At 69.7% G+C, this 23612-nt stretch carries 22 protein-coding genes; 10 read left to right on the top strand and 12 right to left on the bottom strand.

What is annotated here, in order from left to right; genetic code table 11:
* Positions 1 to 124: 124 nt before the first annotated feature.
* From DAERI_RS17250 to DAERI_RS17225, 6 genes are read left to right on the top strand one after another with little or no spacing between them, the layout of a single operon-like run.
* A complete protein-coding gene (locus tag DAERI_RS17250; protein ID WP_103130684.1) occupies positions 125 to 1531 on the top strand; it encodes a TolC family protein in 1407 nt (468 codons plus the stop codon).
* Complete coding sequence (locus tag DAERI_RS17245; protein WP_103130683.1) at positions 1531 to 2583, top strand: TolC family protein; 1053 nt, start codon at positions 1531 to 1533, stop codon at positions 2581 to 2583. The genes DAERI_RS17250 and DAERI_RS17245 overlap by 1 nt, the downstream gene beginning before the upstream one ends.
* On the top strand, positions 2580 to 4013 hold the full coding sequence (locus DAERI_RS17240; RefSeq protein WP_103130682.1) for an efflux RND transporter periplasmic adaptor subunit: 1434 nt from the start codon (positions 2580 to 2582) through the stop codon (positions 4011 to 4013). Before DAERI_RS17245 ends, DAERI_RS17240 begins: the two co-directional genes overlap by 4 nt.
* Positions 4010 to 4759, top strand: a complete 750-nt coding sequence (locus DAERI_RS17235; RefSeq protein ID WP_103130681.1) for an ABC transporter ATP-binding protein — start codon at positions 4010 to 4012, stop codon at positions 4757 to 4759. Before DAERI_RS17240 ends, DAERI_RS17235 begins: the two co-directional genes overlap by 4 nt.
* Complete coding sequence (locus DAERI_RS17230) at positions 4756 to 6066, top strand: ABC transporter permease (RefSeq protein ID WP_103130680.1); 1311 nt, start codon at positions 4756 to 4758, stop codon at positions 6064 to 6066. The genes DAERI_RS17235 and DAERI_RS17230 overlap by 4 nt, the downstream gene beginning before the upstream one ends.
* A gap of 31 nt (positions 6067 to 6097) precedes the next feature.
* Positions 6098 to 6715 (top strand): hypothetical protein, encoded by a 618-nt coding sequence (locus tag DAERI_RS17225; RefSeq protein WP_103130679.1) that lies wholly within the window; start codon positions 6098 to 6100, stop codon positions 6713 to 6715.
* A 102-nt stretch (positions 6716 to 6817) separates the two neighbouring features.
* Here the strand turns inward: DAERI_RS17225 and DAERI_RS17220 are convergent, their stop codons facing one another.
* The 5 genes from DAERI_RS17220 to tsaB form a co-directional block, all read right to left on the bottom strand.
* Entirely contained in the window at positions 6818 to 7951 is a 1134-nt protein-coding gene (locus DAERI_RS17220) for an LLM class flavin-dependent oxidoreductase (protein ID WP_103130678.1), read from the bottom strand.
* 217 nt (positions 7952 to 8168) lie between these two features.
* The gene (locus tag DAERI_RS17215; RefSeq protein ID WP_165794265.1) at positions 8169 to 9011 is read right to left on the bottom strand and encodes a carbohydrate ABC transporter permease; all 843 of its coding nucleotides are present in this window, start codon (positions 9009 to 9011) and stop codon (positions 8169 to 8171) included.
* A 1-nt stretch (position 9012) separates the two neighbouring features.
* Positions 9013 to 9948 carry a carbohydrate ABC transporter permease gene (locus DAERI_RS17210; protein ID WP_103130677.1) on the bottom strand — a complete coding sequence of 312 codons (936 nt, stop codon included), beginning with the start codon at positions 9946 to 9948 and terminating at the stop codon, positions 9013 to 9015.
* 9 nt (positions 9949 to 9957) lie between these two features.
* Positions 9958 to 11190, bottom strand: a complete 1233-nt coding sequence (locus tag DAERI_RS17205; protein WP_103130676.1) for an ABC transporter substrate-binding protein — start codon at positions 11188 to 11190, stop codon at positions 9958 to 9960.
* 164 nt (positions 11191 to 11354) lie between these two features.
* Complete coding sequence (tsaB, locus tag DAERI_RS17200) at positions 11355 to 11930, bottom strand: tRNA (adenosine(37)-N6)-threonylcarbamoyltransferase complex dimerization subunit type 1 TsaB (RefSeq protein WP_103130675.1); 576 nt, start codon at positions 11928 to 11930, stop codon at positions 11355 to 11357.
* A 105-nt stretch (positions 11931 to 12035) separates the two neighbouring features.
* On the opposite strand from tsaB, the gene DAERI_RS17195 reads away from it, so the two are divergent.
* The gene (locus DAERI_RS17195; RefSeq protein WP_103130674.1) at positions 12036 to 13178 is read left to right on the top strand and encodes a citrate/2-methylcitrate synthase; all 1143 of its coding nucleotides are present in this window, start codon (positions 12036 to 12038) and stop codon (positions 13176 to 13178) included.
* Between the two features lie 59 nt (positions 13179 to 13237).
* On the opposite strand, the gene DAERI_RS17190 is transcribed toward DAERI_RS17195, so the two are convergent.
* The 6 genes from DAERI_RS17190 to DAERI_RS22465 all read right to left on the bottom strand — a co-directional run bounded on the left by DAERI_RS17190 (position 13238) and on the right by DAERI_RS22465 (position 17282).
* Positions 13238 to 13663, bottom strand: a complete 426-nt coding sequence (locus DAERI_RS17190) for a hypothetical protein (protein WP_103130673.1) — start codon at positions 13661 to 13663, stop codon at positions 13238 to 13240.
* 180 nt (positions 13664 to 13843) lie between these two features.
* Positions 13844 to 14302 (bottom strand): hypothetical protein, encoded by a 459-nt coding sequence (locus DAERI_RS17185; protein ID WP_103130672.1) that lies wholly within the window; start codon positions 14300 to 14302, stop codon positions 13844 to 13846.
* 62 nt (positions 14303 to 14364) lie between these two features.
* Positions 14365 to 15093: a class I SAM-dependent DNA methyltransferase gene (locus DAERI_RS17180; RefSeq protein ID WP_103130671.1), complete on the bottom strand. Its 729-nt coding sequence runs from the start codon at positions 15091 to 15093 to the stop codon at positions 14365 to 14367.
* Positions 15094 to 15114: 21 nt separating this feature from the next.
* A complete protein-coding gene (locus DAERI_RS17175; RefSeq protein WP_103130670.1) occupies positions 15115 to 16098 on the bottom strand; it encodes an MBL fold metallo-hydrolase in 984 nt (327 codons plus the stop codon).
* A gap of 33 nt (positions 16099 to 16131) precedes the next feature.
* Positions 16132 to 16596 carry a metallophosphoesterase family protein gene (locus DAERI_RS17170; protein WP_103130669.1) on the bottom strand — a complete coding sequence of 155 codons (465 nt, stop codon included), beginning with the start codon at positions 16594 to 16596 and terminating at the stop codon, positions 16132 to 16134.
* A 68-nt stretch (positions 16597 to 16664) separates the two neighbouring features.
* A complete protein-coding gene (locus tag DAERI_RS22465; protein WP_235610441.1) occupies positions 16665 to 17282 on the bottom strand; it encodes a hypothetical protein in 618 nt (205 codons plus the stop codon).
* A gap of 87 nt (positions 17283 to 17369) precedes the next feature.
* Here DAERI_RS22465 and DAERI_RS17160 point away from each other — a divergent pair, with 87 nt between their 5' ends.
* Positions 17370 to 19013 carry an outer membrane protein assembly factor BamB family protein gene (locus DAERI_RS17160; RefSeq protein ID WP_165794263.1) on the top strand — a complete coding sequence of 548 codons (1644 nt, stop codon included), beginning with the start codon at positions 17370 to 17372 and terminating at the stop codon, positions 19011 to 19013.
* 118 nt (positions 19014 to 19131) lie between these two features.
* Positions 19132 to 19278 (top strand): SDR family oxidoreductase, encoded by a 147-nt coding sequence (locus DAERI_RS17155; protein WP_439952259.1) that lies wholly within the window; start codon positions 19132 to 19134, stop codon positions 19276 to 19278.
* Between the two features lie 223 nt (positions 19279 to 19501).
* Here the strand turns inward: DAERI_RS17155 and DAERI_RS17150 are convergent, their stop codons facing one another.
* On the bottom strand, positions 19502 to 22705 hold the full coding sequence (locus DAERI_RS17150) for a bifunctional cytochrome P450/NADPH--P450 reductase (RefSeq protein WP_103130667.1): 3204 nt from the start codon (positions 22703 to 22705) through the stop codon (positions 19502 to 19504).
* Between the two features lie 141 nt (positions 22706 to 22846).
* Between DAERI_RS17150 and DAERI_RS17145 the strand changes: the two genes are divergently transcribed.
* Complete coding sequence (locus tag DAERI_RS17145) at positions 22847 to 23497, top strand: TetR/AcrR family transcriptional regulator (RefSeq protein WP_103130666.1); 651 nt, start codon at positions 22847 to 22849, stop codon at positions 23495 to 23497.
* Positions 23498 to 23612: the final 115 nt, after the last annotated feature.

Raw genomic sequence — 23612 nt, 5'->3', positions numbered from 1 at the left:
CAGGAGGGGCGCTGCGGGCCGTCTCCGCGCAGTCCGGCGCCTCCCCGTGCGCCTCCACCCCTCTTCGACAAATCTTCAAAAAAGGTTCGCAGGGCATTCGCGGGGGCACGTCACCCTGGGGGCCATGACGAGCCCTCCCCCCCGCCTCCCCCTTCTCCGAACGTTGACGCTCGCGCTGCTATTGGGAGCGGGCGGCGTGCAGGCGCAGACGACGCAGACCACACCGACCCAGACGCAAACCGCACCGTCCTCCACCCTGACGCTCGACGCGGCGCTGGCCCGGCTCGCGCAGGCCCCCAGCGTGACCCAGGCGGGGCTCAGCGTGCGGGTCGCGCAGGAGAACCTGAACGCGGCCCGGGGTGCCCTTGGGCTCAGCGTCAGCGTGACCGGGAGTGCCAGCTACACGGGGGGCTCGACGACCACAGCGAGTGACGGCACGACCACCTCCACCGCGGGCAGCCTGGGAGGCAGCGCGGGCGTGCAGGCGAGCCTGGGACTGCTGCCGTGGTCGAGCGGGCAGTCGAGTCTGCGAACGGCTCAACGCAGCCTGACCCTGGCCCAGGCGAACCTGGCGGCGGCGCAGGCCAGCGCCCGCTTGAACGTCTACCAGCAGTACCTCGCGGCGGTCGTGGCCGGGCAGGACGTGACGCTCGCCACGCAGACGCTCGCCCTGCGCCAGCGGCAACTGGAGATCGCGCGCACGCAGCAGACGCAGAACAATGCGACCCAGGAGAGCGTGCTGAGCGCCCAGGCGAACGTGCAACTCGCCCAGGGCTCGGTCACGGAGGCGCAGAGCAGCCTGGAGAGTGCGCGGCTCAACCTCGCCGCCGTGCTGAACCAGGACCTGACGGGCGTGACGTTCTCCACCCAGCCCGCAAGTACCTTCACCCTGCCCGACCTGAACACCCTCGTCGCCCGGGCGCGCACGAACACGGTGGACGTGGTCCAGGCGCAGAACAACCTCGCCACCGCGCAGGACACGCTGGAGACGCAGCAGCGGGACCAGCAGCTTCCTGACCTGACCGCGAGCGTGCGGTACGGACCAGCCGGAAGCGGCGGCCTGACCGCCAGCCTGGACGTGAAGGAGGGGAACGCGGGCATCGGCTACAGCGTGCCCTTCGGCGCGAGCGGGAGCAATGCCAGCAACCGCTTCGTCGCCAGCATCACCGGCAGCTACGTGGTGTACTCGCCCGCCGCGCGTGCCCAGGTGTCGGCGGCGCAGGCGAACGTCACGCAGGCACAGCTCACCTTGCAAGTCGCGCAGCAGAACGCCGAACTCAACGTCCGCACCCTGTACAGCACGGCCCAGACGAATCTGATCGCCCTCCAGGCGAAGCAGACGCAGGTGGAGGCCGCGCAGGCGGCCCTGAGCGCCGCGCAGGCTCGTCTGTCCGCCGGGACCAGCACCGCCGACGACGTGACGGCGGCCCAGATTTCGCTCGCCCAGGCGCAGCGGGACCTCGTGCAGGCCCGCGCCACCGTTCAACTCGCCCTGATTCGACTCGTCAATGCCGCCGGAGGCTCCCAGTGATGCACACCTTGACCCGCACGCCGACCCTGACCCTTGCCCTCGGACTCGCCCTGCTCGTGCCTACCGCCGCTGCCCAGTCCACTGTTACCGTCACCCAGGCGGTGCAGGCCGCGCTGACGAACGGCACCGATGTCCGCACGGCGCAGGCCAACCTCGAAAAAGCGACGGCCGCGAACCGGGCCGCGCAGGCCGACCCCAGCACCCTCGCCGCCGCCAAGCTCTCCGCGGGGCAGGGGCAGGCGCTCGCCACCGTGGGGCTCCGCGCGGCGCGGCTCTCCACCCTCCAGAATGCGGTGAACGCCTACACCGCCCTCTACGAGGCGCAGGAGAACGTGGAACTCCAGACCCTCCAGAACGCGGTCAATCAGAAGGCCCTCCAGGTCGCGCAGGTCAAGCAGAGCGTGGGTAACGCCACCGCCCTCGACGTGCAAAAGGCCCAGAACACCCTGGCGGGCAGCGCCCAGGACCTCGCCGACGCGCGGGCGCAGGTCAACCTCGCCTCGGCCAAGATGGCGAGCCTGACCGGATTGGCGAGCGGGGTGCGGGCGGCGGGGCTGACGACAGTTCCGACCCTCAAGACCAGCCTGACCCAGCTTCGTTCAGGGCTGGGCGAGAACCTCACCTCGGTGGTGTCCGCCCAGCAGGACGTGGCCGCCGCTCAGCTCACCGTGAAGCTCTCGGACAACGACTTCACGCCCGCCCGCACGCTGCAAGACGCCCGCACCGCCCTCGCCAACGCGCAGCGCACGCTCGACGCCGCGCAGAAGAACGCGAGTACGGCGCTGGCCTCGGCGTACCAGACCGCTCAGAACGCCGCCGAGCAGCTCAAGGTCGCCGGGAGCCGCGAGGCCGCCGCGGGGAAGAGTTACACCCAGGACGCGGCCCGCCTGAAGAGCGGCACGATCAGCCCCGTCGAACTCCAGCAGACCCAGCTCGCCCTGAAGCAGGCACAGTACGCCCGGCTCCAGGCGCAGGACAACGTGCTGGAGTCGCTCGCCGCGCTGTCCGTGGCGGCGGGTCAGAACCTGACCGGGATTGGAGGGACCCTATGACGACTCCGCCCACCACGACCACGGCGGTGACCTCCCGCCCGGTGCGGCGCCGGGGGCGCTGGCCGTGGGTCCTTGCGGGTCTGCTCCTGGTCGGCGGAGTGGGGGGCGGCGTGTGGTACACCCGCACCCACTCCGGGCAGACGCAGACGGCCACCGCCCAGACGCAGCTTCAGACCGTCCAACCCGGCACTGTGCGCGTCAGCGTGAGTGGCCCCGGCACCCTGGAGGCCGCCGTCACCCGCACCATCGGCGTGGACCGCAACGTGACGGTGGGGACGCTGCCCGCGGTCGGGGAGCGGGTCACCAGGGGCCAGCTCCTGACCACCCTCACGAGTGACGACGTGACGGCGAACGTCACCACCGCCGAGCTGAACCTGCAAAAGGCCCGCGCGGCCCTGGACGCCCTGCGCGCCACCCAGGCGTCGAGTCGAGCACAGCAGCAGAGCAGCGTCACGCAGGCGGACGCGAACGTCACCTCGGCGGGGCAGACGCTGAGTGACGCCGAGCGGGCGCTGACCACCGCCCAGACCACCCTGAACGCGCAGGAACGCCTCGCCGCCGTCGGGGCCGTGAGCGCCCAGGACCTCGCCAGCGCCAGAACAGCCGTGGCCGACGCGCAAGCCAAGGTGCAGAGCGCCCGCGCCAGTCTGGCCAGCGCCCGCGCGAGTGCCGCCAGCGCCCGCACCCAGCAGCGGGCGGGGGCCGAGAGCAACGCCCAGGACCTCCGCAATTCGCAGATCGCCGTGCAGCAGGCCGAGGAGAACCTGGCGACTGCCCGCAAGGCCCAGGCTGACCTCAAGGTGTACGCCCCGATCAGCGGCGTGGTGAGCGCCGTCAACGCCACCGAGGGCGCGGTCATCGGCACGAGCAGCGACACGGCCCTCCTCACCCTGCTCGACGACACCACCCTCAACCTCCCCGTGCAGGTGGACGAGACCGAGATTTCGGGGGTGAAGGTGGGGCAGACGGCGGAAGTCACCCTCGACGCCTACGAGAACGACACCTTCACCGGCAAGGTGGTGCGCGTGTCGCCGGGGGCCACCCAGTCGAACGGCATCAGCGTCTTCACGGCGACCGTCAGCCTGCCGAACACGGATGGCAAGTTGCGCCCGGGCATGACCGCCGAGGCGGAGATCATTCAGAGCGAGGCGTCGGGGCTGGTCGTGCCCACGAAGGCCATCCAATCCGTCCGGGACCGCAGCTACGTCCTGGTACAGGGGGCGGAGGGCAACGACCCCGAGCGGACGCGCGTGACGACTGGCGCCACCGACGGCACGAACACCATCGTCGAGAGCGGGCTGACGGCGGGGCAGCAGGTCGTCGTGCCGGGCAGCACCCGGAGCAGCACGTCCAGTTCCTCCACCTCGGGTTCCAACCGGCAGTCGGGCTTCGGCGGCCCTCCCGGTGGGGGCTTCGGGGGGCCGCCATGAGCGCGCCCGCCCCGGTGGTCCGCCCACCCGCCCTCGCCGTCCCGGTGGTGGACCTGCAAGGCATCCACAAGACCTACGCGCAGGGCGACGTGGTGTTCGAGGCCCTGAAGGGCGTCAGCCTCCAGATCGCGCAGGGCGAGATGGTCGCGCTGATGGGACCTTCCGGCTCCGGCAAGACGACCCTCATGCAGATCATCGGCCTGCTCGACCGGCCCGGCGCGGGCACGTACCACCTGGGGGGCCGCGACGTGACGACCCTCTCCGAGAACGAGCGGGCGGAGGCCCGGAACCGCGAGATCGGCTTCGTCTTCCAGGCCTTCCACCTGCTGCCCCGGCAGACGCTGCTGGAGAACGTGGAGGTGCCCCTCACCTACGCGGGCGTCCCCGCGCGGGAGCGGCGCGAGCGGGCGATGGGGATGCTGACGCGGGTGGGCCTGGCGGACAAGGCCGGGAACCTCCCGGGCCAGATCAGCGGCGGGCAGAAGCAGCGGGTAGCGATTGCCCGCGCGCTGGCCGGTCGCCCCCGCCTCCTCCTCGCCGACGAGCCGACGGGCAACCTCGACACGCGGACGAGTGAGGAGGTCATGGCCCTCTTTGCCGAGCTGCACGCGGAGGGCACCACCGTCCTGATCGTCACGCACGAGGCGGACATCGGCGCTTACGCCGAGCGGGTGGTCCGGGTGCGCGACGGCCTGATCGAGCGCGACGAGCGGCAGACGCCGCATAGGCCGGGAGGAACTGCATGACCGTCAACCCCGACACTTCGGCCCTCGGCAGCCCGGGACAGCAGGTCGCGGCCCCGAGGCGGCACGGCGGCCTGGGCCTGGGAGGGGCCTTCCGCATCGCCTGGCGGGCCATCATCGGCACCCCTATGCGCTCGATCCTCACCGCGTTGGGCGTGATCATCGGCGTGGCGGCGGTCGTGGCCCTCACCGCCATCGGGCAGGGCAGCACGGCGGGCGTGACGCGCAACCTCGAATCGCTGGGGACCAACCTCCTCACCGTGCAGAGCGCGCGGGGGCGGCCCGGCGGCAGCCTGGTGCGCGGCGGCCCCCAGCAGACGGTGACGGTGAAGGACGCGGAGGCCCTGGCGACCGCCTTCGGGAGCCGGGTGGCGGGCGTGGCCCCGGCGGCGCAGAGCAGCATGCAGGCCAAGGTGGGGAGCAGCAACACGCAGGTCACCGTGATCGGCACCTGGCCGGCCTACGAGACGGTTCGCAACAGCCCCGTCGCCAGCGGCAGCTACTTCACCCAGGCCGACGTGGACAGCCGCAAGCGCACGGCGGTCATCGGCTCGCAGGTCGTGACGGACCTCTTCGCGGACGGCAGCGACCCGGTGGGGCAGAAGATTCGCCTCGGCGCCGTCACCTTCACGGTCGTCGGCGTGCTGCCCGACAAGGGGAACAGCGGCTTCGGGAACCCGAACAGCCAGGTGTTCATTCCCCTCAGCACCTACCTCCAGCGTTTCTCCCGCACGAACAGCGCGAGCGGCGAGCCGACCGTGAACAACGTGTACATCCAGGCCGCCGACAAGAACGACCTCGACGGGCTTCAGGCCGACATCACGGCGCTGCTGTCCGAGCGCCACAAGCAGACCGACCCCAGCAACCTCGACTTCCAGGTGCAGAACCAGGCCGACGCCCTCGCCAGCTTGAGCAGCGTGACGACCACCCTGACGCTGCTGGTGGGCGCCATCGCCGGGATCAGCCTGATCGTGGGCGGCATCGGGATCATGAACATCATGCTGGTCAGCGTGACCGAGCGCACCCGCGAGATCGGCGTGCGCAAGGCCCTGGGCGCCAAGCCCCGCGACATCCTCACGCAGTTTCTGGTCGAGGCCGCGCTGCTCTCGGTCGGCGGCGGCGTGATCGGCCTGGCGCTCGGCATTGGGGCCGCCTATGCCGGAAACACCTTCGGCATCAGCCCGGTCTTCTCGCCCACGCCCATTCTCGTCGCCTTCGCCTTCAGCGCCCTCGTCGGCGTGTTCTTCGGGTACTACCCGGCGGCGCGGGCCGCGCGGCTCGACCCGGTGGATAGCCTGCGGTACGAGTAAACGTCAATTCCTCTCCACGAAGGAGTTCAACATGAAGTACAGCAAGATGATCCTGCTCCTCGGGTTCGTCCTCCTCCCCGTCGCGGGAGCCCAGCAGTCCGGGCAGTCGGGCCAGAACCGGCCCCAGCTCACCCCGGAGATGCGCGCCCGCATGGCCCAGATGCAGCCCATCATGGACCTCGCCCAGACGGTCAGGTTGCTGCCCGACCTGGAGAAGAACAAGGCGACAGCGGTGACGAAGGCGCAGGCTAAACAGCTCCTTCCCATCCTGACGGCGCTGCAAAAGGCCAAGGCGGTGCAGCCGGGCGACGCCAAGAAGTACCTGACGCAGATCGAGGACAAGATTCTGACGGGCAAGCAGGTCACGGCGCTCGACGACCTGACGCTCAAGGCCGAACAGGAGCGCGAGGCGCGGCGGACGCAGGCCCAGCAGAGCGGGCAGGGGGGACAGGCGGGCCTGCGGATTCCCGGTGTTCCCGGCGCGTTCAGCGGCCAGCGTCCCGGGGGAACGGGTCAGAATGGCGCCGGGCAGAACGGTCAGGGGCAGGGCGCGCCCGGTAACTTCCAGCCCGGCGGGTTCAATCCCTTCGCCCAGGGACGGGGTGCCGACGCCCTGAAGCAGTACATCGCAGTGTTGCAGAAGAAGTGAGGTTGGACGGGGTTTGAACTCAAGCGCGCTTGAGGTTTAAGCCAGATTCGGCAAAGCAGCGGCATGGGCATCTCCCTCCACGCCGCTGCCTGTTCTCTCCCGTCAAGCGACCGGAGCCACCGTGTCCGTGTGAATCTGCCGCGAGCCCTCGCCGCCCTGCCCCTTGAGGAGCGGCATGACGAGTTCCCCGAAGCGCCGGGCCTCCTCCAGGTGCGGGTAACCGCTGAAGATGAAGGAGGAAAAGCCCATCGCCTCGTAGCGCCGAATCTTGGCCGCCACCTGTTCGGGGTTGCCGATCAGGGCCACGCCCACCCCGCTGCGGGCCATGCCGACGCCCGCCCAGAGGCCCGGCTCGACGAGCAGGTTGCCCTCCTCCAGGCCACGCAGCATCTCGATCTGGCGCAGTTGGCCCACGCCGTCCACGTGCTTATAGCTTTCCACGAAGGCGCGGCGCACCTCGGGGTCCACGCGGGAGATCAGGCGCTCGGCGGCCTGCCAGGCTTCCTCCTCGGTCTCGCGCACGATGACGTGGGTGCGGAGGCCGTAGCGCAGCGGTCGGCCCGTCTCCGCCTCCAGCGCCCGCATCTGGGCCAAACGCTCCGCCAGCATGTCCTCCCGCTCGCCCCACATCAGGTATACGTCCGCCAGATCGGCGGCGATCCGTTGAGCGACGGGCGACGCGCCCCCGAAGTAGATCGGGATGGGCTGCACGGGCGGCGGGTCCAGCACCGCGTTCTCGAAGGCGAAGAGATCCGAGTGGTAACTGACGGGTGGCGGCTGGGTCCAGAGTTGGCGCAGGATGGTCATGAATTCGCGCGTGCGCTCGTACCGCTGGGCGTGCGGCTCGAAGTCGCCGTACATGGCGTTCTCGGCGGGACTGCTCCCCGTCACGATGTTCACCCGCACCCGCCCGGGGAAGAGGTTCTGCGCCGTGGCGAGCATCTTCGCGTACATCGCCGGGTGGAACATGCCGGGCCGCACGGCAATCAGGAGCCCCGGGTCCGTCTGCGCCGTCCGCGCCAGGGCCGCAATCGCCGCCGTGTAGTTCTCGTGCTCGGAGTGGTAGTTCGTCGCCGTCAGCAGTGCGCCGAACCCCGCCTCCCCCGCCGTCGTGATCAGGCTGGAGATGTAGGGCAGCGTGGGCTTGCGCGGCGGCTTCTCCCTGGTCCCGATAAACTCGCCGTCACGGGAGAGCTGGAGGAACCAGAGGAATTCGGATTGGGAAGGTTGGGTCATGTGAACCTCGCTAGGAAGTCAGTTCTGATGCTTTTCTCCCTCTCCCCTCGTGGGAGAGGGCCGGGGTGAGGGGGCGCGCGAGCGGCTTGAGCGTCAGCAGGATGGCTTGCCTCGTCTACTGGCCGCGCCGGGGGGCGTCCCCGTTCACCCCCACCCAGCCTCCCCCCTCAGGGGGGAGGGGCAAAAATGCGAAAGCTTGAGCAGTGATACTTCTCCCTCACGCCTTCACCCCCCCCGCCGTCAGCCCGGCCACAAACCGCTTCTGGAACACGGCGATCAGCACGACGATGGGCACCACGGCGATCACCACCGCCGCGCTGATCAGAGGCCACGGGAAAGCGAACTCCCCCTGGTACAGCGTCACGCCGACCGACACGGTTCGCATGTTCAGCCGCGTGTTGAAGCTCAGCGCCAGCAGGAATTCGTTCCACGAGTTGACGAAGACGAGGAGCGCCGCCGTCACCACGCCCGGCAGGCTGAGGGGCAGCACAATCCGGGTCATCGCGCCGACGCGGGAAGTGCCGTCCACCATCGCCGCCGATTCGAGGTCACGGGGAATGGCGCTGAAAAAGGCGACGAGCGTGAGGACGGCGACGGGCAGGCTCAGCGCCGCGTAGGGGAGGATCAGGGCGGGGTAGGAGTTCAGCAACCCTCCGCTCCGCATCAGCCGGAAGAGGGGCACCAGCAGGCTCACGACCGGCAGCATGGAAAAGGCGACGACGAGGGTGAGGAGGAGGCCGCGTGCCCGAATCTCCAGCCGCGCCAGCGCGTAAGCGGCGGGCACGGCGACCGCCACGCACAGCGCCGTGCTGAGCACGCTGACGATCAGCGAGTTCATGAAGAAGGTCCCGAACGGCTGCTCGGAAAACACCCGCGCGTAGTTGCCCAAGTCCGGGTGGGAGGGGAGGTACTGGACCGGGAACTTCTGGAGTTCCCCCTCGTTCTTCAGGCTGGTGAGCAGCATCCACACGAGCGGGAAGAAGCCGCCGAAGACGAGCAGGGCGAGGCCGAGGGCGCGGATCACCCGCTCACTCAGGTTCAGCCGGGGAGCCTGTTCCATCTCAGCCCTCCCCGCCGCGCACGAAGCGCACATAGACGAGGGTGACGGCCAGGCTTACCCCGAAGAGGGCCACGGAGAGCGCCGCCGCGTACCCGAAGTCCAGAAACTCGATGCTCGTGCGGTAGATGTAAACACCCAGCGTTTCCAGCAGTCCCTGCGCCGGGGCCTGTTGAATGAAGGTGTAAGGGATGTCGAACACCTGCACGGCACTGATCGCCCGGAAGATGAAGGCCACCGCGAGGCTGGGGGCGAGCAACGGTAGGATGACCCTCCAAAAGGTCTGCACCCGCGTCGCCCCGTCCACGTCCGCCGCCTCCGTCAACTCGCGCGGGATGCCCTGGAGGCCGCCCAGCACGATCAGCGCGACGAAAGAACTCGTCTTCCAGACGATGGTAACGACCATCGCCACGACCGCGAGGCCAGGGGTGGAGAGCCAGCGGAGCGGCTCCCCGATGAGCCGCCCGCGCACCAACACGTCGTTGATCACCCCGTACTGCCCGTTGAACAGCCAGGCGAAGATCAACCCGGTGATGACGGGCGGCATCGCCCAGGGGAGCAGCAGGGCGACCCGTGCCAGCCCCCGCACCCGGCTCGGCGTGTGGGCCAGCAGCGCCATCGGGATGCCGACGAGGAACGAGCCGCCCACCGTCAGCACCCCGAAGAAGAGGGTGTTGCGCAGGGCGTTCAGAAAGCGCGGGTCCTGAATCATCTGCGCGTACTGCTTGAGCCCGACAAACGGCGTCCCCGCCCACGGCTCGGTCAGCTTGTTCACGAACAGGCTGTCGCGGAAGGTCGTCAGCATGGGAAAGAGCAGCACGCCGCACAGCAGCAGGGCGGCGGGGGCCAGGAGCAGGGCGGCGAGGGGGCCGTCCCCCCTGATCCGGCGCCGCGTCCGCGTGGCGGGGGGAGTGCTGACTTTTCCGGCCTCACTCCGCAAGGTCTGGCCTCACTTCAGCACGCCGTCCAGGTCGCGCTGCATGTCCTTCAGGGCCGCGTCCACCGTCTTGCTGCCCGCGACCGCCGCCGACACGTTGTTGCGGATGATCTCCGAGACGCGCGGGTAGGCGGGCGTGACGGGGCGGGGCCGGGCGGCGGTCACGATGCGGTACAGGTCCTTGAAATGTGGGTTGGCGGCGAGGACAGCCCTGTCGTTGTAGAGGCTGGCCCGGACGGGGAGGTAGGCGCCCTTGACCGCCATTTCGCGCTGAACGTCGGTACTTGCCATAAATTGCACGAGCTTCGCGGCGGCGGCCTTGTTCTTGCTGTAGGCGCTGACGGCCCACTGCCAGCCGCCCGTGCAGGTCGCGCTGGGGTTCTTGCTGAAGGCGGGCAACGGCGCCACGCCGACCTGGCCCTTGACCTGGGTGGGCTGCGGGCTGTTCCCCTGGAAGTGCGCCCAGGCGTAGCTCCAGTTCAGGCCGAACAGCACGTTGCCCGCCTGGAACTGCTGGCGCGAGTCGTCCGTCTTCATCTCGGAGCTGGCGGCGGGGGCGAGCTTCGTCTTCACCGCGTTCACCAGGAAGCCCAGCCCCTGCCGCCCGGCCGGGCTGTCCACCTTCTGCGCGTTGCCGCCCGCGCCCCAGAGGGTCTCCAGGAAGTTGCAGACGGTGCCCTCGATGGGCGCCCCCTGGAAGTTGAAGCCCTGGAGGTTCCCCCCCTCCGCCTTCTGAATGCGCGCGGCGGTCGCGGCGAGTTCGTCCCAGGTTTTGGGCACCTTGGCGCCGTACTTGGCGAGCAGGTCCTTGCGGTAGTACAGGAATTGCGCGTCCGTGAAGGCGGGCATCGCGTACAGCTTGCCGTCCACCGTCGCGGCGCTCAACGGCCCCTTCAGGAAGGCTTTGAGGTACACGCTCTTGTTCGGCAGGTAAGCGTCGAGCGGCTCGGCCCACCCGGCGGCGGCAAAGGTGGCGGTCCTCACCACATCGATCAGGAAGAGGTCGAGGCTGGGGTCCCGCGCGGCCAGCACCGTCGTGAGGTACTGGTTTTGCGCCTCGCTCGTGGCGCCGCCCGTCTCGATCCTCACCCGAATGTTCGGGTTCTGCTTCTCGAAGCGGTCGAAGATGGGCTGGAAGATCTCCGGGCGCTGCTGGCTGCCCATGAACACGGTCAGGGTGGTGGGCGCCGCAGCAGCGGCCCCGGTCAGGGCGAGGAGGGCGGTCAGGGTCAGGCGGGTACGCATGGAAGAACCTCCGGTGGGCGGGCAGGAGCCCGGTTGAAAAGACGACCAACTCTATCAACTACTCGGAAGGGTGGAGCGGCAGGGGTCAGCCAGGGTTGTTCGTGCTCCTCCAGAGTAGGGCTTCGTGGCCGCGTCTCCAACTCCCGCCCAGATACGCTCCCGGGTCAGAGATACGCCAGCGCCCATTGCGTCGCCCCGTGCGCCAGCCCCGCCCGCAGCAGGGCGAGGCCGTCTGGGGCCACGTCGCGGTGGTGGGGGAGACCTGCGGCGAGGACCTCGAACTCCTCCAGCGGGCGCCGGGCCGGGGGATGGACCACCCACGTCACCACGCCCCCCCGGACCTCGTACACCGCGCCGTAGACGTTGCCGCGCCGGGCGTCGAGGGAGACGGCCACTTCGCCCGCTGGGACCGTTCCGTCCGGGCCGCGCACCAGGGCCTCCAGGGTGGAGACGCCCAGAACGGGGGCTCCCCATGCCCGTCCCAGCCCCAGCGCGTAGCTCGCGCCCACACGCACCCCCGTGTACGATCCCGGCCCGGTCCCGATCACAATTCTGTCCGCCCGGAAGGGCAACCCCGCCCGCCCGAACAGCGCCCGCGCGGCGTCTGCCAGCCGCTCGGCGTGGGCACGGCCCACCTCCTCACTGAACCCCACCTCCCCGTTCTCCCAGGCCAGCGCCAGGGTCAGGAAGGGCGTGGCGGTGTCGAGGGCGAGGGTGACGGGGGCGGCGGGAGCGGTCATCGCCGCGCATTGTAGGGTGAGCGCCGCGTGGCGCTGTCACCGGAGCGGGAACGTGATCGTGGGGAGATTCGGCACCGCTGGGCCCGGTGGTATGGTGAGCCCATCATGACGAACACGGCCAACATCGCCAAGGGGCTGGAAGGCGTTCTCTTCACCGAGACGAGGCTGACCTTCATCAACGGGGCGGAGGGCATCCTGACGCACCTGGGCATCCCGATTCAGGAGTGGGCCGAGAAGAGCACCTTCGAGGAGCTGTCCCTCGCCCTGCTTGACGGCGAACTCCCCACGGCGGCCGAACTCGCCCGCTTCGACGCCGACCTCAAGGCGAACCGGGCCGTGCCGCAGGGGCTTCTAGACGTGATCTCGGCCATGCCCCGGGGCATTCACCCCATGCAGGCGCTGCGCACCGCCGTCTCCTACCTCGGCCTGCTCGACCCCCAGGCCGAGGAGACCACCGAGGAGGCCCGCCGCGCCATCGCCATCCGCATGATCGCGCAGTTCGCCACTGTGATTGCGGCGATCAACCGCGCCCAGGAAGGGCAGGAGATCGTGGCGCCCCGGATGGACCTCACCCACGCGGGCAACTTCCTGTACATGTTGACGGGCAAGGAGCCCACCGAGGAGCAGGCGCGGCTCTTCGACATCGCCCTCGTGCTGCACGCCGACCACGGCATGAACGCGAGCACCTTCACCGCGATTGCCACGGCGAGCACCCTCAGCGACATGTACTCCTGCATCACCTCGGCGGTCGGGGCGCTCAAGGGTCCGCTGCACGGCGGCGCCAACGAGGCCGTCATGGACATGCTCGACGAGGTGGGCACCCCGGAGAACGCCGAGGCCTACATCACCGCCAAGCTCGACCGCAAGGAAAAGATCATGGGCGTGGGGCACCGGGTCTACAAGTATTTCGACCCCCGCTCGCGCGTGCTGCGGGACTACGCGGCGCACGTCGCCAACAAGGAAGGCAAGAGCAACTACTACCAGATCCTTGAAACCATCGAGCGGGTCGTGGTGGAGCGCATGGGCTCGCGCGGCATCTACCCCAACGTGGACTTTTACAGCGGCACGGTCTACAGCGACCTGGGCATCCGCAAGGAGTACTTCACGCCGATCTTCGCGCTGGCCCGCATCTCCGGCTGGTGCGCCTCGGTGATCGAGTACACGCGCGACAACCGCCTGCTGCGCCCGGACGCGGTGTACACCGGCGCCCGCGACCAGCACTACGTGCCGCTGCAAGAGCGCCAGTAAGCACAAACGTCAGGGCGAAGGGCCGGAGCCTCAGCGCCCCGGCCCTGTCCCTTTTGGGCTCAGGCGTTCAGCGGCTCGACCACCCACGGGCCGTAGTGGTTGACGAAGTGCGCGCGGCTCTCGCGGAAGACCTGCGCCACCTGGGCCACGCTGCCCGGGGAGCCCGAGAGGTCCACGCTCAGGACGATCTCACCGCGCCCGAGGGCGTGGGCGTACTGCTCCAGGTGGCCCCGCTCGTCGGTCATGCCCTGCATGAGGCGCAGGAAACGGCCCCACAACCCGCGCCCCTCGACATCCAGGGCCTGCTGGCCCTCGTCCCCCATGATGATCTGCACGGCCTGGTCCCTCAGCCCGAGGGCGAGCAGCCGGGACGTGCATTCCTGCACGTCCTCCAGCGAGACGAACACGCCGTACACCCGGCCCCGGCTGTTCAGGGTGAAGTGCGCGGGGTTGGGGCGGCGGGCCGGACGGGAACGGGTCGGCATACCTTCCTCCAGGTCGGGGGGGTGAGCGCGGGGAGGTGAGTCCCGGTTCAGCGGACGGGCGGCCAAACGTGGCGCCGACACAGGAAAAGTTTCCCCGAGCGTACTCCCGCCCGGAGGCACAACGTTAGGAGCCCGGGCACACATCCGCGCCCGGGCCGCCGGAGGGGCAGGGTGGGGACGCTACGCGCTCATGCCCTTGCTGCCGTGCAGGGTGCGCTCGACCGCCTCGGTCACTTCCCCCTCGAAGCGGCGCAGGTGCTCGCGCAGCCGCTCCAACTCACCCGCGCCCAGGTCGCGCAGCCACAGCACGGCGCGCCCCAGCACCGCGAAGGTCAGGGGGGCGTCCTCCCCGGCGTCCTCGTCCTCCACCGGGTCGAGGTTCAGGGCGCCGTAATCGAGACCCTGGTTGAGCAGGTTCATGCCCATCAGGATGTCGGGCAGCGCGTCCTCCTCGACGTACAGGTCGAGGTCGAGGTGAAGGCGCACGATCACGCCGCCCTGGGGGTCGGGGTCGGCGAAGAGCGCCACCCGGCTCTCGCCGTTTCGCACCAGGGCGCCGTCCTCCACCGCTTCGACGGTCATTCCGCTTTCCTCCAGGGCGCGCATGATGCGCTGAAGTTCCGTTTGCGAGGCCGTCATGGGGGCGAGTATAGAGCGGGGGGTGTGGGCAAACGGCGGCTGGGCGTCATTTGAGGGGGGAATCAGGTGGGGGAGAGGGTGGAGTTCTCCTCACGCACGAACACCAGTTGCATCCGGGGCACGTCCGCCGAGGCGGGGCGCTCCTCGTCAAATCCCGTGCAAGTGAGCAGGCAGGTAAAGCCCCGTGACCGGGCGAGGTCCCGCAACTCCTCCGGGGTGTACAGCCGCCAGTCGAAGGAGTCGCCCGTCCGGCCCTCCCCATAGGTCAGGTCCACCCGCAGCCGCGGCCCGTCCATCCGCTTGTGCTCCCTTACTGGCAGCCCGCCACGCTCGAAGGCTTGTTCCCCCTGGTGCCGCTCGAAGAAGCCGCGGTGGTACACATCCAGGATCAGCCGCCCGCCGGGCCGGAGTTTGGCGTGTACTTCGTGCAAAACGGCCGCGTTGGTGTCATCATCGAAATACCCGAAACTCTGCCAGAGGATGGTCACGGCGTCGAAGGGGCCGGGAACGCCGCCGATGTCGCGCAGGTCTGCCTGGAGAAAAAGACAGCCCGTTGGGGCCTGCATCCGGGCTTCCTCCACCGCCAGCCCGTCGCGGTCCACGCCGACGACCTCGTACCCCCGCCGGGCCAACGCGTGCGCGTGCCGCCCGGTGCCGCAGCATAAGTCGAGGATGTGGCGGTACTCGGGGAGGGGCAGTTGACGGGCCAGGAACTCTGTCTCCCGCTCCGTCTGCACTGGGTCGAGGGTCCTCATGAACAACTCGAACCACGTGGGCGTAGAGGAATTCATCGTGAGAGCAGAGTATTTACCTCACCCGTGGTACACCCACGCCTCCCCCTGCCAGGTTCGCGCAAGTTGCCCCAGCAGGCGCAGGTGCTCGGCGTGCGCGAGCGTCTCGGCCAGGGCGAAGCGGCGCCCGGCGGTGTTCAGGTCGCGGGGGAACATGGCGAGGGAGAGCTGATAGGCATCACGGGGTTCCCGGCCCGCCTCCGCCCGGATGAAGTCCAGCCGCTCGTGGTGGTGGGCGCGAAGCTGCCGCGCGCGGGCCTGCACGCCCTCCATCACGGGGCCGTGGTGTCCCACGACGGCGCGGGCGGGGTTCAGCGCCTCCAGTTTCCCGAGCGTCTGGAGGTAGTCGCCCAGGGGGTCGGGCCGGGTGTAGGCGTACAGGCCGATGTTCGGGCTGATGCGCGGCAGGATCGCGTCCCCGGCGATGAGGAGGCTTTCGTCCTCGTTCCAGAGGCCCAGGTGCCCGTCGGCGTGGCCGGGGAGCCACAGCACCTCCCACTCGCCGCCCGCCAGGGGCACAGTCTGGCCCTCGCGCAGGGGCTCGACCCGGCTGGCGGGATTGACCCGGGCGCGGGTGCGGCGGCTCTCGGCCCCCAGCGTCTCCAGCAGTTCATTCGGCAGGCCGTGGTCGCGCATGTGCTTGATGTGGCCGGGCAGCCATTCCTCCCACATGTGCCAGTACCGCTCGCCGCGCCCGATCTCCACATCGAGCATCTGCACCTGCGCGCCGCTGCGTTCCTCCACCACGCCCGCCAGCCCGTAGTGGTCGGGGTGGTGGTGCGTGATGATGACCCGCTCCACGTCCGGCCAGTGCAGGCCCAGCGCCGTGAGCCCATCCTCGATGGCCCGGCGCGCCTCGGGCGTGTCGAGCGCCGCGTCGATCAGGGTGACGGGACCGCCCGTGTCGATCAGCACCGTCACCGTCCTCATGGGGTAGGGGATGGGCACCTGCAGGGCGTGCAGCGTGCCGTGAACGCGGGTCAGGGCGGGGGCGGAGGCGGTCATGGCAGGAGGCTACCACCGGCCCGGGGGTGGTCCTCACGGCTCCAGCGTCACCGGCTCGGCCCGCACCCCGCCGCCCTCCAGATGCAGCCACGCGCACGCCACCGGCAGCCGGAAGCGGCGCGGCCCCACCGAGCCGGGATTTAGAAAGAGGACGCCGCCGCGCTCCTCCATCCTCGGGGCGTGCGTGTGCCCGCTGATCACGACCCGGACGCCCGCCGCCCCCGGCTCCAGGTCGAGGTCGTTCCGGTCATGCAGGAGGTAGACCCAGACGCCCTCCAACTCGGCGAGCAACGTTTCTGGAAGTGCGGAGAGAGGAGGCGTCCGGTCCACATTGCCGCGCACGGCATGGACGGGACCCGGCGTGACCACACGCAGGGCCTCGAGCACCCCGGGTTTGCCCACGTCGCCCGCGTGCAACACGGCGTCCGCCTCCCCGGCCAGCGTCAGAACTTCGGGGCGCAGCAGGCCGTGGGTGTCGGAGAGGACGAGGACGCGCATGGCCCGAGTCTAAAGGCCCTCATGAGAAACGCGCCCCCGCTTGGGAGGGCGCGCTCAAAGCGGTGCTTTTACTGCAGGCGCTTCATGATGGCCTGGAGGCTGGCGCTGTCGGCCCAGCTCATGCCCTTTTGCACGTAGGCGAGGGCGGCCGTGCGGTCACCACGCTGGAGGGCGATATAGGCGAGCTTGGCGGCGCTCAGGGAGGCGAACTGCTTCTCCTGGTCGCTCAGGTCGCCCAGGCGGTTCCAGGTGTTGTAGGCGTTGATCCACCACTGGGTCTTGGTGTAGAGCTGCGCCAGGTAGGACTGGTAGTTGCGGTTCCCGGCCTCCTGCTGCGCGGCGTAGTAGGCCGAGTCCACGGCGGCCTTCCACAGGGTGCGGTCGTAGAAGGGCACCGGGTAGGCGACATCGGCCTGCACGGCGAACTCCTGGGCGCGGGTGAAGTTGTCCGCGGCGCTCAGGGTCGAGGGGTCGGTGGCGCCCTGGGTAGTCGTGCCCGCCGTGCTGGTGTCGGTGGTCGTGGTGGTGCTGGTGTCCTGCGTGGTGCTGGTATCGGTCGTCTGCGTCGTCGTGTCGGTGCTCTGCTGCGTGGTGTCGGTGGTCTGCGTGGTGCTGGTGTCGGTGGAGGTCTGCGCGGCGGCCAGGCCTGCAAGCGCGAACGCGGTCAGCATGAGAATCTTTTTCATAACGAAACGCATCTTAGGACGCTACCCTGGCACCCGTCCATGTGCCCCCACACCCACTAAAGGGACTGTAAAGGAGCTTACCTTCACATGAGGAAAATCCTCGCGTTCTCACTCGCTCTTGTGCCCGCCTCCCTTTCTGCCGTGCAGGCCCAGTCCTCCCCGCAGGTGGCCTGGTTCAAGGACCTGAAGGTTCTCTCCAACGTCGCCGTCGCCGACAACGGCGATCTGGTCTTCGTGGGGTCCGACACCCGGGTCCACCGCACCGACGCGCGCGGCGTCGAGAGATGGAACTACGCGACCGGCGATATCGGCCGCGCCCACCCCATCGTGACCCCCCAGGGCACGGTGATCGCCGCCTCCTACGACGACAACGTGTACGCGCTGGACCCGGCGGGCAAGCTGCTGTGGAAGACCAAGCTTGACGGCGACGTGTACGCCAGCCCTGCCCTGCGTGCCGACGGCAGCGTGGTCGTCGCCACGGCGGGGGGGAGCGTGTACGCGCTGGGGCCCGGGGGGCAGGTGCTGTGGACCTACAAGGTGGGCGCGCCCGTCTTCAGCAGCCCCGCCGTCGCCGCCGACGGCACGATTTATTTCGGTGCCCAGGACAACCAGCTCCACGCGCTCACGCCGGGCGGGCAGCCCAAGTGGGCCTTCCGCGCGGGGTCGCTGGTCTTCAGCAGCCCGGCCATCGACCGCCAGGGCAACGTCTACTTCGGCTCCAGCGACCGCCGCATCTACTCGGTCTCGCCCGAGGGCAAGCGGCGCTGGACGAGGGAAACGGGCCTCTTCGTGAACGCCAGCCCCATCGTCACGAGCGGCGACCTCGTCGTGGTGGGCAGCTACGACGGCAAGGTGTACGCGGTCAACACCACGGGCGAGGATGAATGGGTCTACGACGCGGGCGCCCCCGTGGCGGCGGCGGCGGCCGAACTCGCCGACGGCAGCGTGGTCGTGCCCGACCTGAGCGGCACCGTCCACGCCATCGGCCGGGCGGGGCAGGCGCTGTGGAAGATCGCCGCGGGCAAGAAGATCGACACGAACGTGGCCGTGAGCGACCAGGGCATGCTGTACTTCTCCACCGAGGGGGGCGGCCTGAGTGCGGTGCAGAAGCAGCCGCCGCTGGCCGACGGCCCCTGGACCACCTTCCGGGGCGTGCCCAGCGGCTGGGGCCACACGCTCACGGTTCAGGAGGCCCAGGCCCGCGCGGCGGCGAGAAAGGCCGCGGCGAACGCGGTCCTTGCGGGGCGTCCGTCCGCACCCCCCTCCAGGCCCGCGCCGCCCGCTCAGCCCCCGGCGACCAAGCCCCCGACTCCCGCCACGCCCCCCGCACCCACCCGCACCCCCGAGCAGTACGCCCAGGCCGCCGGACAGGGGGCGCGCACCCTCGACGGCCGGGTCTACCTTCCACTGGCAGACGTGGCCGGGGCCCTGGGCACACCTATCCGGCTCCTCACGCCCCGCACGGCGACCCTGGCGCTTCCGGGGCAGGCGACCACCACCGCCAACGTCCGCGCGGTGCCGGTGCGTTACGTGAACCGCCTCCCCTTCGTCCCGCTCGCCGCGCTCACGGGCTTGCCCGGCGTCAAGGCGGCGGCCCACCGCGCCCCCACCGGAGTCGTCCTGACCCTCGCGGGGCGGACCCTCACCTTCCCGCTCAATTTCCCCGCCCTCACGCCGCTGCGGTCCCAGCCTGAGTACCCAGCGGTCCTGAGGAAGCCGGGAGGTGTGTAACCCGGCAGGCCGGGCGATGTGAGCGAACCGGACAGGGCCTCCGGCGGTCCACCGCGCGGCTGGCGGGGCGGCGGGCACCCGCCTCGTCCTCGCGGACCTCAACACCGGGGAAGGGCAAGTGCAGCCCCTCGGGCGCCACGCGCACGCCGACGAGATCGCCCGCGCCGTCCTGTTCCTCGCCCCGGACGCCAGCTCCTTCGTGACGGGCTCCACCGTCACCGTCGACGGGGGCTGCGCCGCCACCTTCAACCATGGCGCGGGTTGAGGCCAGCGCGCCGAAGGGCCAGGGGGTGCGGCACCGCATGGTCCGTCTCGGGCGGACGAACCACGCGGTGAGTCGCGGACGTAGGGCGAGGCTCAACCTCCGCCGCTCTTCGCAAGAAAGGGGCGGCCAAAACTGCTGGCCCCCCGGTCATCAGGGCGACTTGGTCTTTCTGCCCCTTAGGGTTCTCCCAACATGAAGAAGGAGGGGCGGCCCTCCTCCTTCTTCACTTGCTGGCGCCGAACACGTCCTGCTGGTAACGGCCTTCCCGCATAAGCTGATCGACCCAGGCCTCGGCCTCCCCGGCGGGGGCGCCCGTCTTCTCGCGGTAGAGGCGGGCGAAGGTCTGGCGCACGGCGGGGGCCATCCGCACCCCGTCCCCGCACACGTAGATGTGCGCGCCCGCCTCGATCAAGGCCCAGACACTCTCCTGATCGCCAGCGATGGCGTCCTGCACGAAGCGGTATGGGTGACCAGTCACGGCGGAGTAGGCCGCGTGAATCTCGGCCACGCCCTCACGCTGCCACCTCCCGAAGTCGCCTTTGTAGAAGAAGTCGTGCTCGGGGTGGCGGCAGCCGTAGAAGACCTTGGAGAGGCCGACCGTCTGCCCCGCCGCCCGCTGCGCCGCTCGTTCCTCCACGAAGCCGCGCAGGGGGGCGATGCCCGTGCCGGGGCCGACGAGGATCATCGGCGTCCGCGGGTCTACCGGCGGGCGGAAGGGCGGGTTGGGCTTGCGAACGTACCCGAAGACGGTGTCGCCCGGTTGCACGCGGTTCAGGTACGCGCTGGCGAGGCCGCGGAATTGACCAGCCCCCGCCCAGGAGGGTGCTTCCAGCAGCCCCACGGTGAGGCTGGGGGTGCGCGGCGCCACGAGCGGTGACGACGAGATGGAGTAGTAGCGGGGGCGAATCGGCGGGCACAGCTCCAGGAACACCGGGAGGGGCAGCTCCACGGCGGGGAAGCGGTTGAGCAGGCCGAGCACCGAGAGGTTGGGCCTGCGGACCTCCGCCTCGTACCGCGCGTCGTCCTCCAGATAGGCCTTCAGTTGCCGGGTCGTCCAGGGGCAGGGCGTGTGCGCGAGCAGCACCTCGATGTTCGAGCGGGTCGCCACGTCCTGGAGTTCCACGAATTCGGAGAGCAGCACCTCGACCGTGACCGGGGTGTTCAGCGGCAGGTGCGACTTGCGGTGGCCGCTCTGGCGCAGGCGCACGACCTGGCCGGGCTTCAGGCGCAGCTTGCCCGCCGCCCACTCCACCAGCCGCGGCTCGTTCTTGGCGAAGACGGCGATGTGGTCGCCCGTCTCATACGTGATGCCTTCCGGCAGCTCGAAAGTGATGGCCTTGGTCGAGGGGCGCGGCGGCTCCTGGCTGAAGTCCCACAGCCCGGCCGGGTCGCCGACGAGTTCCTCGCTGGCGATGACCTCGAGCCCATACGCCTTTTCGGAAACGACGGCGGGGCGCACGTCCGCCTCGGTCAGCAGGTCAAGGTCGTAGCGGGGGCCATTCTCTTCCTGGGCCGGGGTGCCGAACTCCCCGGAGACCTTCCGCAGCAGGGTCTGGAACCAGGCGTTCACCATGCCGTCGAAGTCGCCGTTCGCGTCCGCCTCCCCGCGCGGGACGAAGGGCTGAGCGCCCGCTCTCAGCAGCGCCGCCTCCACCCGCTTCGGGAACGCCTGGTAGGTCACCCACTGGGTGTTGCCTGTGCCCAGCAGGGCGAAGCGCAACCCCTCCAGGCTCCCCTCGGCCAGCCCGCCCTCCTGCACCCAGGCATCGAAGCGCGCGGCGTTGTCCGGCGCGGCGCCGTTGTAGGTGGCGGTCGTGACGAACAGCAGGCCCTCCCCCGGCACGTTGTTCACGAGGTCGTCGAGCGTGGTGAGGCGCGTCTGGAAGCCCGCGCGGGTGGCGTAGTCCGCGACGCGGCTGGCGAGGTCCTCGGTGGTGCCCAGGTTCGAGCCGTACGCGACGGTGAGGGCGACGCCGGTTCCCGCGACGCTGACGCGGCTCAGGTCCGGCTGCGGTTCCTCGGCCACGGGCACCGGCGCGCTGAACCGCTCGTGGGGCCGCCGCTCGCGGACGCGGAGCACGAAGTCCTCGGGCTTGATGGTCAGGCTCTGCTTGACCTTGAGGTGGTAGTCGTACGGGTCGACCAGCGCGAACTTCTGGAGGACCAGCAGCAGGGCGAGCTTGGCCTCGGTCAGGGCGAACTGGCGGCCGATGCAGGCGCGCATCCCGTTGCCGAAGGGCTTGTAGGCGGCGGGGTGGTGGGTACGGCGGTTCTGGGGCGTCCAGCGGTCGATGTCGAACTCGTCGGGGTTCGCCCACGCCCCCGGGTGACGGTGCAGGGCGGGGATCAGGAGGGCGACCTGCTGCCCCGCCTTGATCTCGTACTTGCCGCCGATCACCTCGTCACGCAGGGCGGTGACCGCGTAGTTGGGGATGGTGCTCCAGAAGCGCAGCGCCTCGTCGAGGATGCGGGGGATCACGTCGAGCTTCATGACCGTGTCGTAGGTCGGGACGGCGTTGCCGGGCAGCAGCCGGTCCACCTCCGCGTACGCCTGCGCGAGGACATGCGGGTGGCGCAGCAGCAGGTAGAGGGTGAAGGCGAGCAGGCCGCTCGTCGTCTCGTGCCCGGCGATCAGGAAGGTCATGACCTGGTAGCGGATGTTCTCGTCGCTGAGGCGCCCCCCCGTCTCCGGGTCGGTGGCGTTCAGCATCAGGCCGAGGAGGTCGTCCCCGCCCCCGCCGTGTTCCCGCCGCTCGCGGATGACCTCGTCCACGAGTTCGTTCATGGCGGCGATATCCGCCCAGTACGCCCGGTCGGCCTCCTCCATCTCGGGGGTGAGGATGGGTGGGCGGCTCGCCATCGTCATGGTGTGGTGCATCACCCGCGCCAGGGCTTGCAGGAAGGGGTGCAACTCTTCCTTGTCGAAGGACCGGAAGCGGTAGTCGAAGCCCGACAGCGAGATGGTGTCGAGGGTCAGCCGGGTCATGTCGTCGGCGACGCGCACGTCCTGCCCCTGGGTGCGTTCCCACTTGCCCACGAGGTTCTGCGCGACCTCCAGCATCTGCCCGAAGTAGCCCTTCATCGCCCGCTGCGAGAAGGCCGGAAGCAGGATGCGGTGCGCCTTGCCCCAGTTGGGCTCGGAGCTGTCCGAGGTAAAGAGCCCGTCGCCGCCCAGGTTGCGAACGTTCGTGTAGCTCGGGTGGATGCGCTTCTGGAAGCGGCGCTCGTCGGTGAGTTCGGCCACGAGGTCCGGGTCGTACGCCTGGATCAGGGTGCGGCCCGGAAAGTCGAGCCGGAAGATGCCCTCGGGAATCTGCCGGGCGAGCCCGAAGAAGTTCAGGACGGGAGCGTCGCCCGCAAGGTAGTGCAGGTGGCCGTACTCGGGATGCTTGGGGGGAGCAGGAATGGGCGCCAGGGTCTGGGTCATGGGAACTCCGGGAAATGGGGCGAGGTATTTACGCAGTGTGTAGTTGATGACCGAAAAAAGGCCACGCGGGACAGCCTTTACTACACAGTGCGTAGCAAACGCACTCTACTCCTCGCTGCGTAGTAAAATCAAGGGGCCGCCATGCCCAGACCCCCCGCCGACCAACCCCTGCTGACGCCCGAGCGTATCGTCGCCGCCGCCCTGCGGATGATCGACCAGGACGGGGTGGAGGCGCTCAGCACCCGCAAGCTCGCCGCTGCGCTGGGGGTGAGTTCCAAGGCGGTGTACCACTACTACGCCACCAAGGACGAGTTGCTGCACGCCGTCTATCTCGCCATCCTCGACGAACTCGAACTGCCGGCCGAGACGGCAGACTCCTGGCAGGATGGGCTTCGCCGCCTCGCGCACAGCTTCCGGCGCCTCGCCCAGCGCCACCCCAGCTTCATCACCGACTTCCTGCGGCCCCACGAACCCGCCGCCCGCGAACTGGACGTTACTGACGCGCTCTATACCCTGTTGCGTCAGGCGGGGCTGCCCGAGAGGCTCGTCCTCCAAACAGGCCGCATCCTGATCACCTTTCTGATCGGCTACCTGCGCGCGGAGCTGGACGGAACCTTCAGCCGGGAGGCCCTGCAACGGCAGCGCACCGTGGCCGCTCAGCACCCCGCGCGCTACCGCAGCATTCCGCACCTGCCCATGCCCGATACGGGCAGCGACGAGGACTTCGACCTCGCCCTGAACCTCATCCTCGCTGGTCTGGGGGCAGGCACGACCGAGCCAGGCCGCCCCTGATCGCTCCTTTGAACGATGGGGCGGAGCGGAAAGCGCTCCAGAGCGCGGACCGATGAGGGGTCTGGCCGCACGCCTTCCTGCTGTCCCAATGGGAGTGGCGGTCATTCCCGCTCCT

It is taken from the genome of Deinococcus aerius (genome assembly GCF_002897375.1).
Classification (GTDB): domain Bacteria; phylum Deinococcota; class Deinococci; order Deinococcales; family Deinococcaceae; genus Deinococcus; species Deinococcus aerius.
The sequence above is the reverse complement of the archived record's forward strand: the minus strand, read 5'-3'. Positions and strand labels throughout refer to the sequence as shown.

Bases quoted from the DNA above. Each gene is read 5' to 3' on its own strand.
- DAERI_RS17190 (WP_103130673.1), bottom strand. From the start codon at position 13,663: ATGCCGACCCGTTCCCGTCCGGCCCGCCGCCCCAACCCCGCGCACTTC.
- DAERI_RS17225 (WP_103130679.1), top strand. From the start codon at position 6,098: ATGAAGTACAGCAAGATGATCCTGCTCCTCGGGTTCGTCCTCCTCCCC.
- DAERI_RS17220 (WP_103130678.1), bottom strand. From the start codon at position 7,951: ATGACCCAACCTTCCCAATCCGAATTCCTCTGGTTCCTCCAGCTCTCC.
- DAERI_RS17250 (WP_103130684.1), top strand. From the start codon at position 125: ATGACGAGCCCTCCCCCCCGCCTCCCCCTTCTCCGAACGTTGACGCTC.
- tsaB (WP_103130675.1), bottom strand. From the start codon at position 11,930: ATGACCGCTCCCGCCGCCCCCGTCACCCTCGCCCTCGACACCGCCACG.
- DAERI_RS22465 (WP_235610441.1), bottom strand. From the start codon at position 17,282: ATGAAAAAGATTCTCATGCTGACCGCGTTCGCGCTTGCAGGCCTGGCC.
- DAERI_RS17230 (WP_103130680.1), top strand. From the start codon at position 4,756: ATGACCGTCAACCCCGACACTTCGGCCCTCGGCAGCCCGGGACAGCAG.
- DAERI_RS17160 (WP_165794263.1), top strand. From the start codon at position 17,370: ATGAGGAAAATCCTCGCGTTCTCACTCGCTCTTGTGCCCGCCTCCCTT.
- DAERI_RS17240 (WP_103130682.1), top strand. From the start codon at position 2,580: ATGACGACTCCGCCCACCACGACCACGGCGGTGACCTCCCGCCCGGTG.
- DAERI_RS17245 (WP_103130683.1), top strand. From the start codon at position 1,531: ATGCACACCTTGACCCGCACGCCGACCCTGACCCTTGCCCTCGGACTC.
- DAERI_RS17180 (WP_103130671.1), bottom strand. From the start codon at position 15,093: ATGAATTCCTCTACGCCCACGTGGTTCGAGTTGTTCATGAGGACCCTC.
- DAERI_RS17185 (WP_103130672.1), bottom strand. From the start codon at position 14,302: ATGACGGCCTCGCAAACGGAACTTCAGCGCATCATGCGCGCCCTGGAG.
- DAERI_RS17170 (WP_103130669.1), bottom strand. From the start codon at position 16,596: ATGCGCGTCCTCGTCCTCTCCGACACCCACGGCCTGCTGCGCCCCGAA.
- DAERI_RS17150 (WP_103130667.1), bottom strand. From the start codon at position 22,705: ATGACCCAGACCCTGGCGCCCATTCCTGCTCCCCCCAAGCATCCCGAG.
- DAERI_RS17215 (WP_165794265.1), bottom strand. From the start codon at position 9,011: ATGGAACAGGCTCCCCGGCTGAACCTGAGTGAGCGGGTGATCCGCGCC.
- DAERI_RS17205 (WP_103130676.1), bottom strand. From the start codon at position 11,190: ATGCGTACCCGCCTGACCCTGACCGCCCTCCTCGCCCTGACCGGGGCC.
- DAERI_RS17195 (WP_103130674.1), top strand. From the start codon at position 12,036: ATGACGAACACGGCCAACATCGCCAAGGGGCTGGAAGGCGTTCTCTTC.
- DAERI_RS17175 (WP_103130670.1), bottom strand. From the start codon at position 16,098: ATGACCGCCTCCGCCCCCGCCCTGACCCGCGTTCACGGCACGCTGCAC.
- DAERI_RS17145 (WP_103130666.1), top strand. From the start codon at position 22,847: ATGCCCAGACCCCCCGCCGACCAACCCCTGCTGACGCCCGAGCGTATC.
- DAERI_RS17235 (WP_103130681.1), top strand. From the start codon at position 4,010: ATGAGCGCGCCCGCCCCGGTGGTCCGCCCACCCGCCCTCGCCGTCCCG.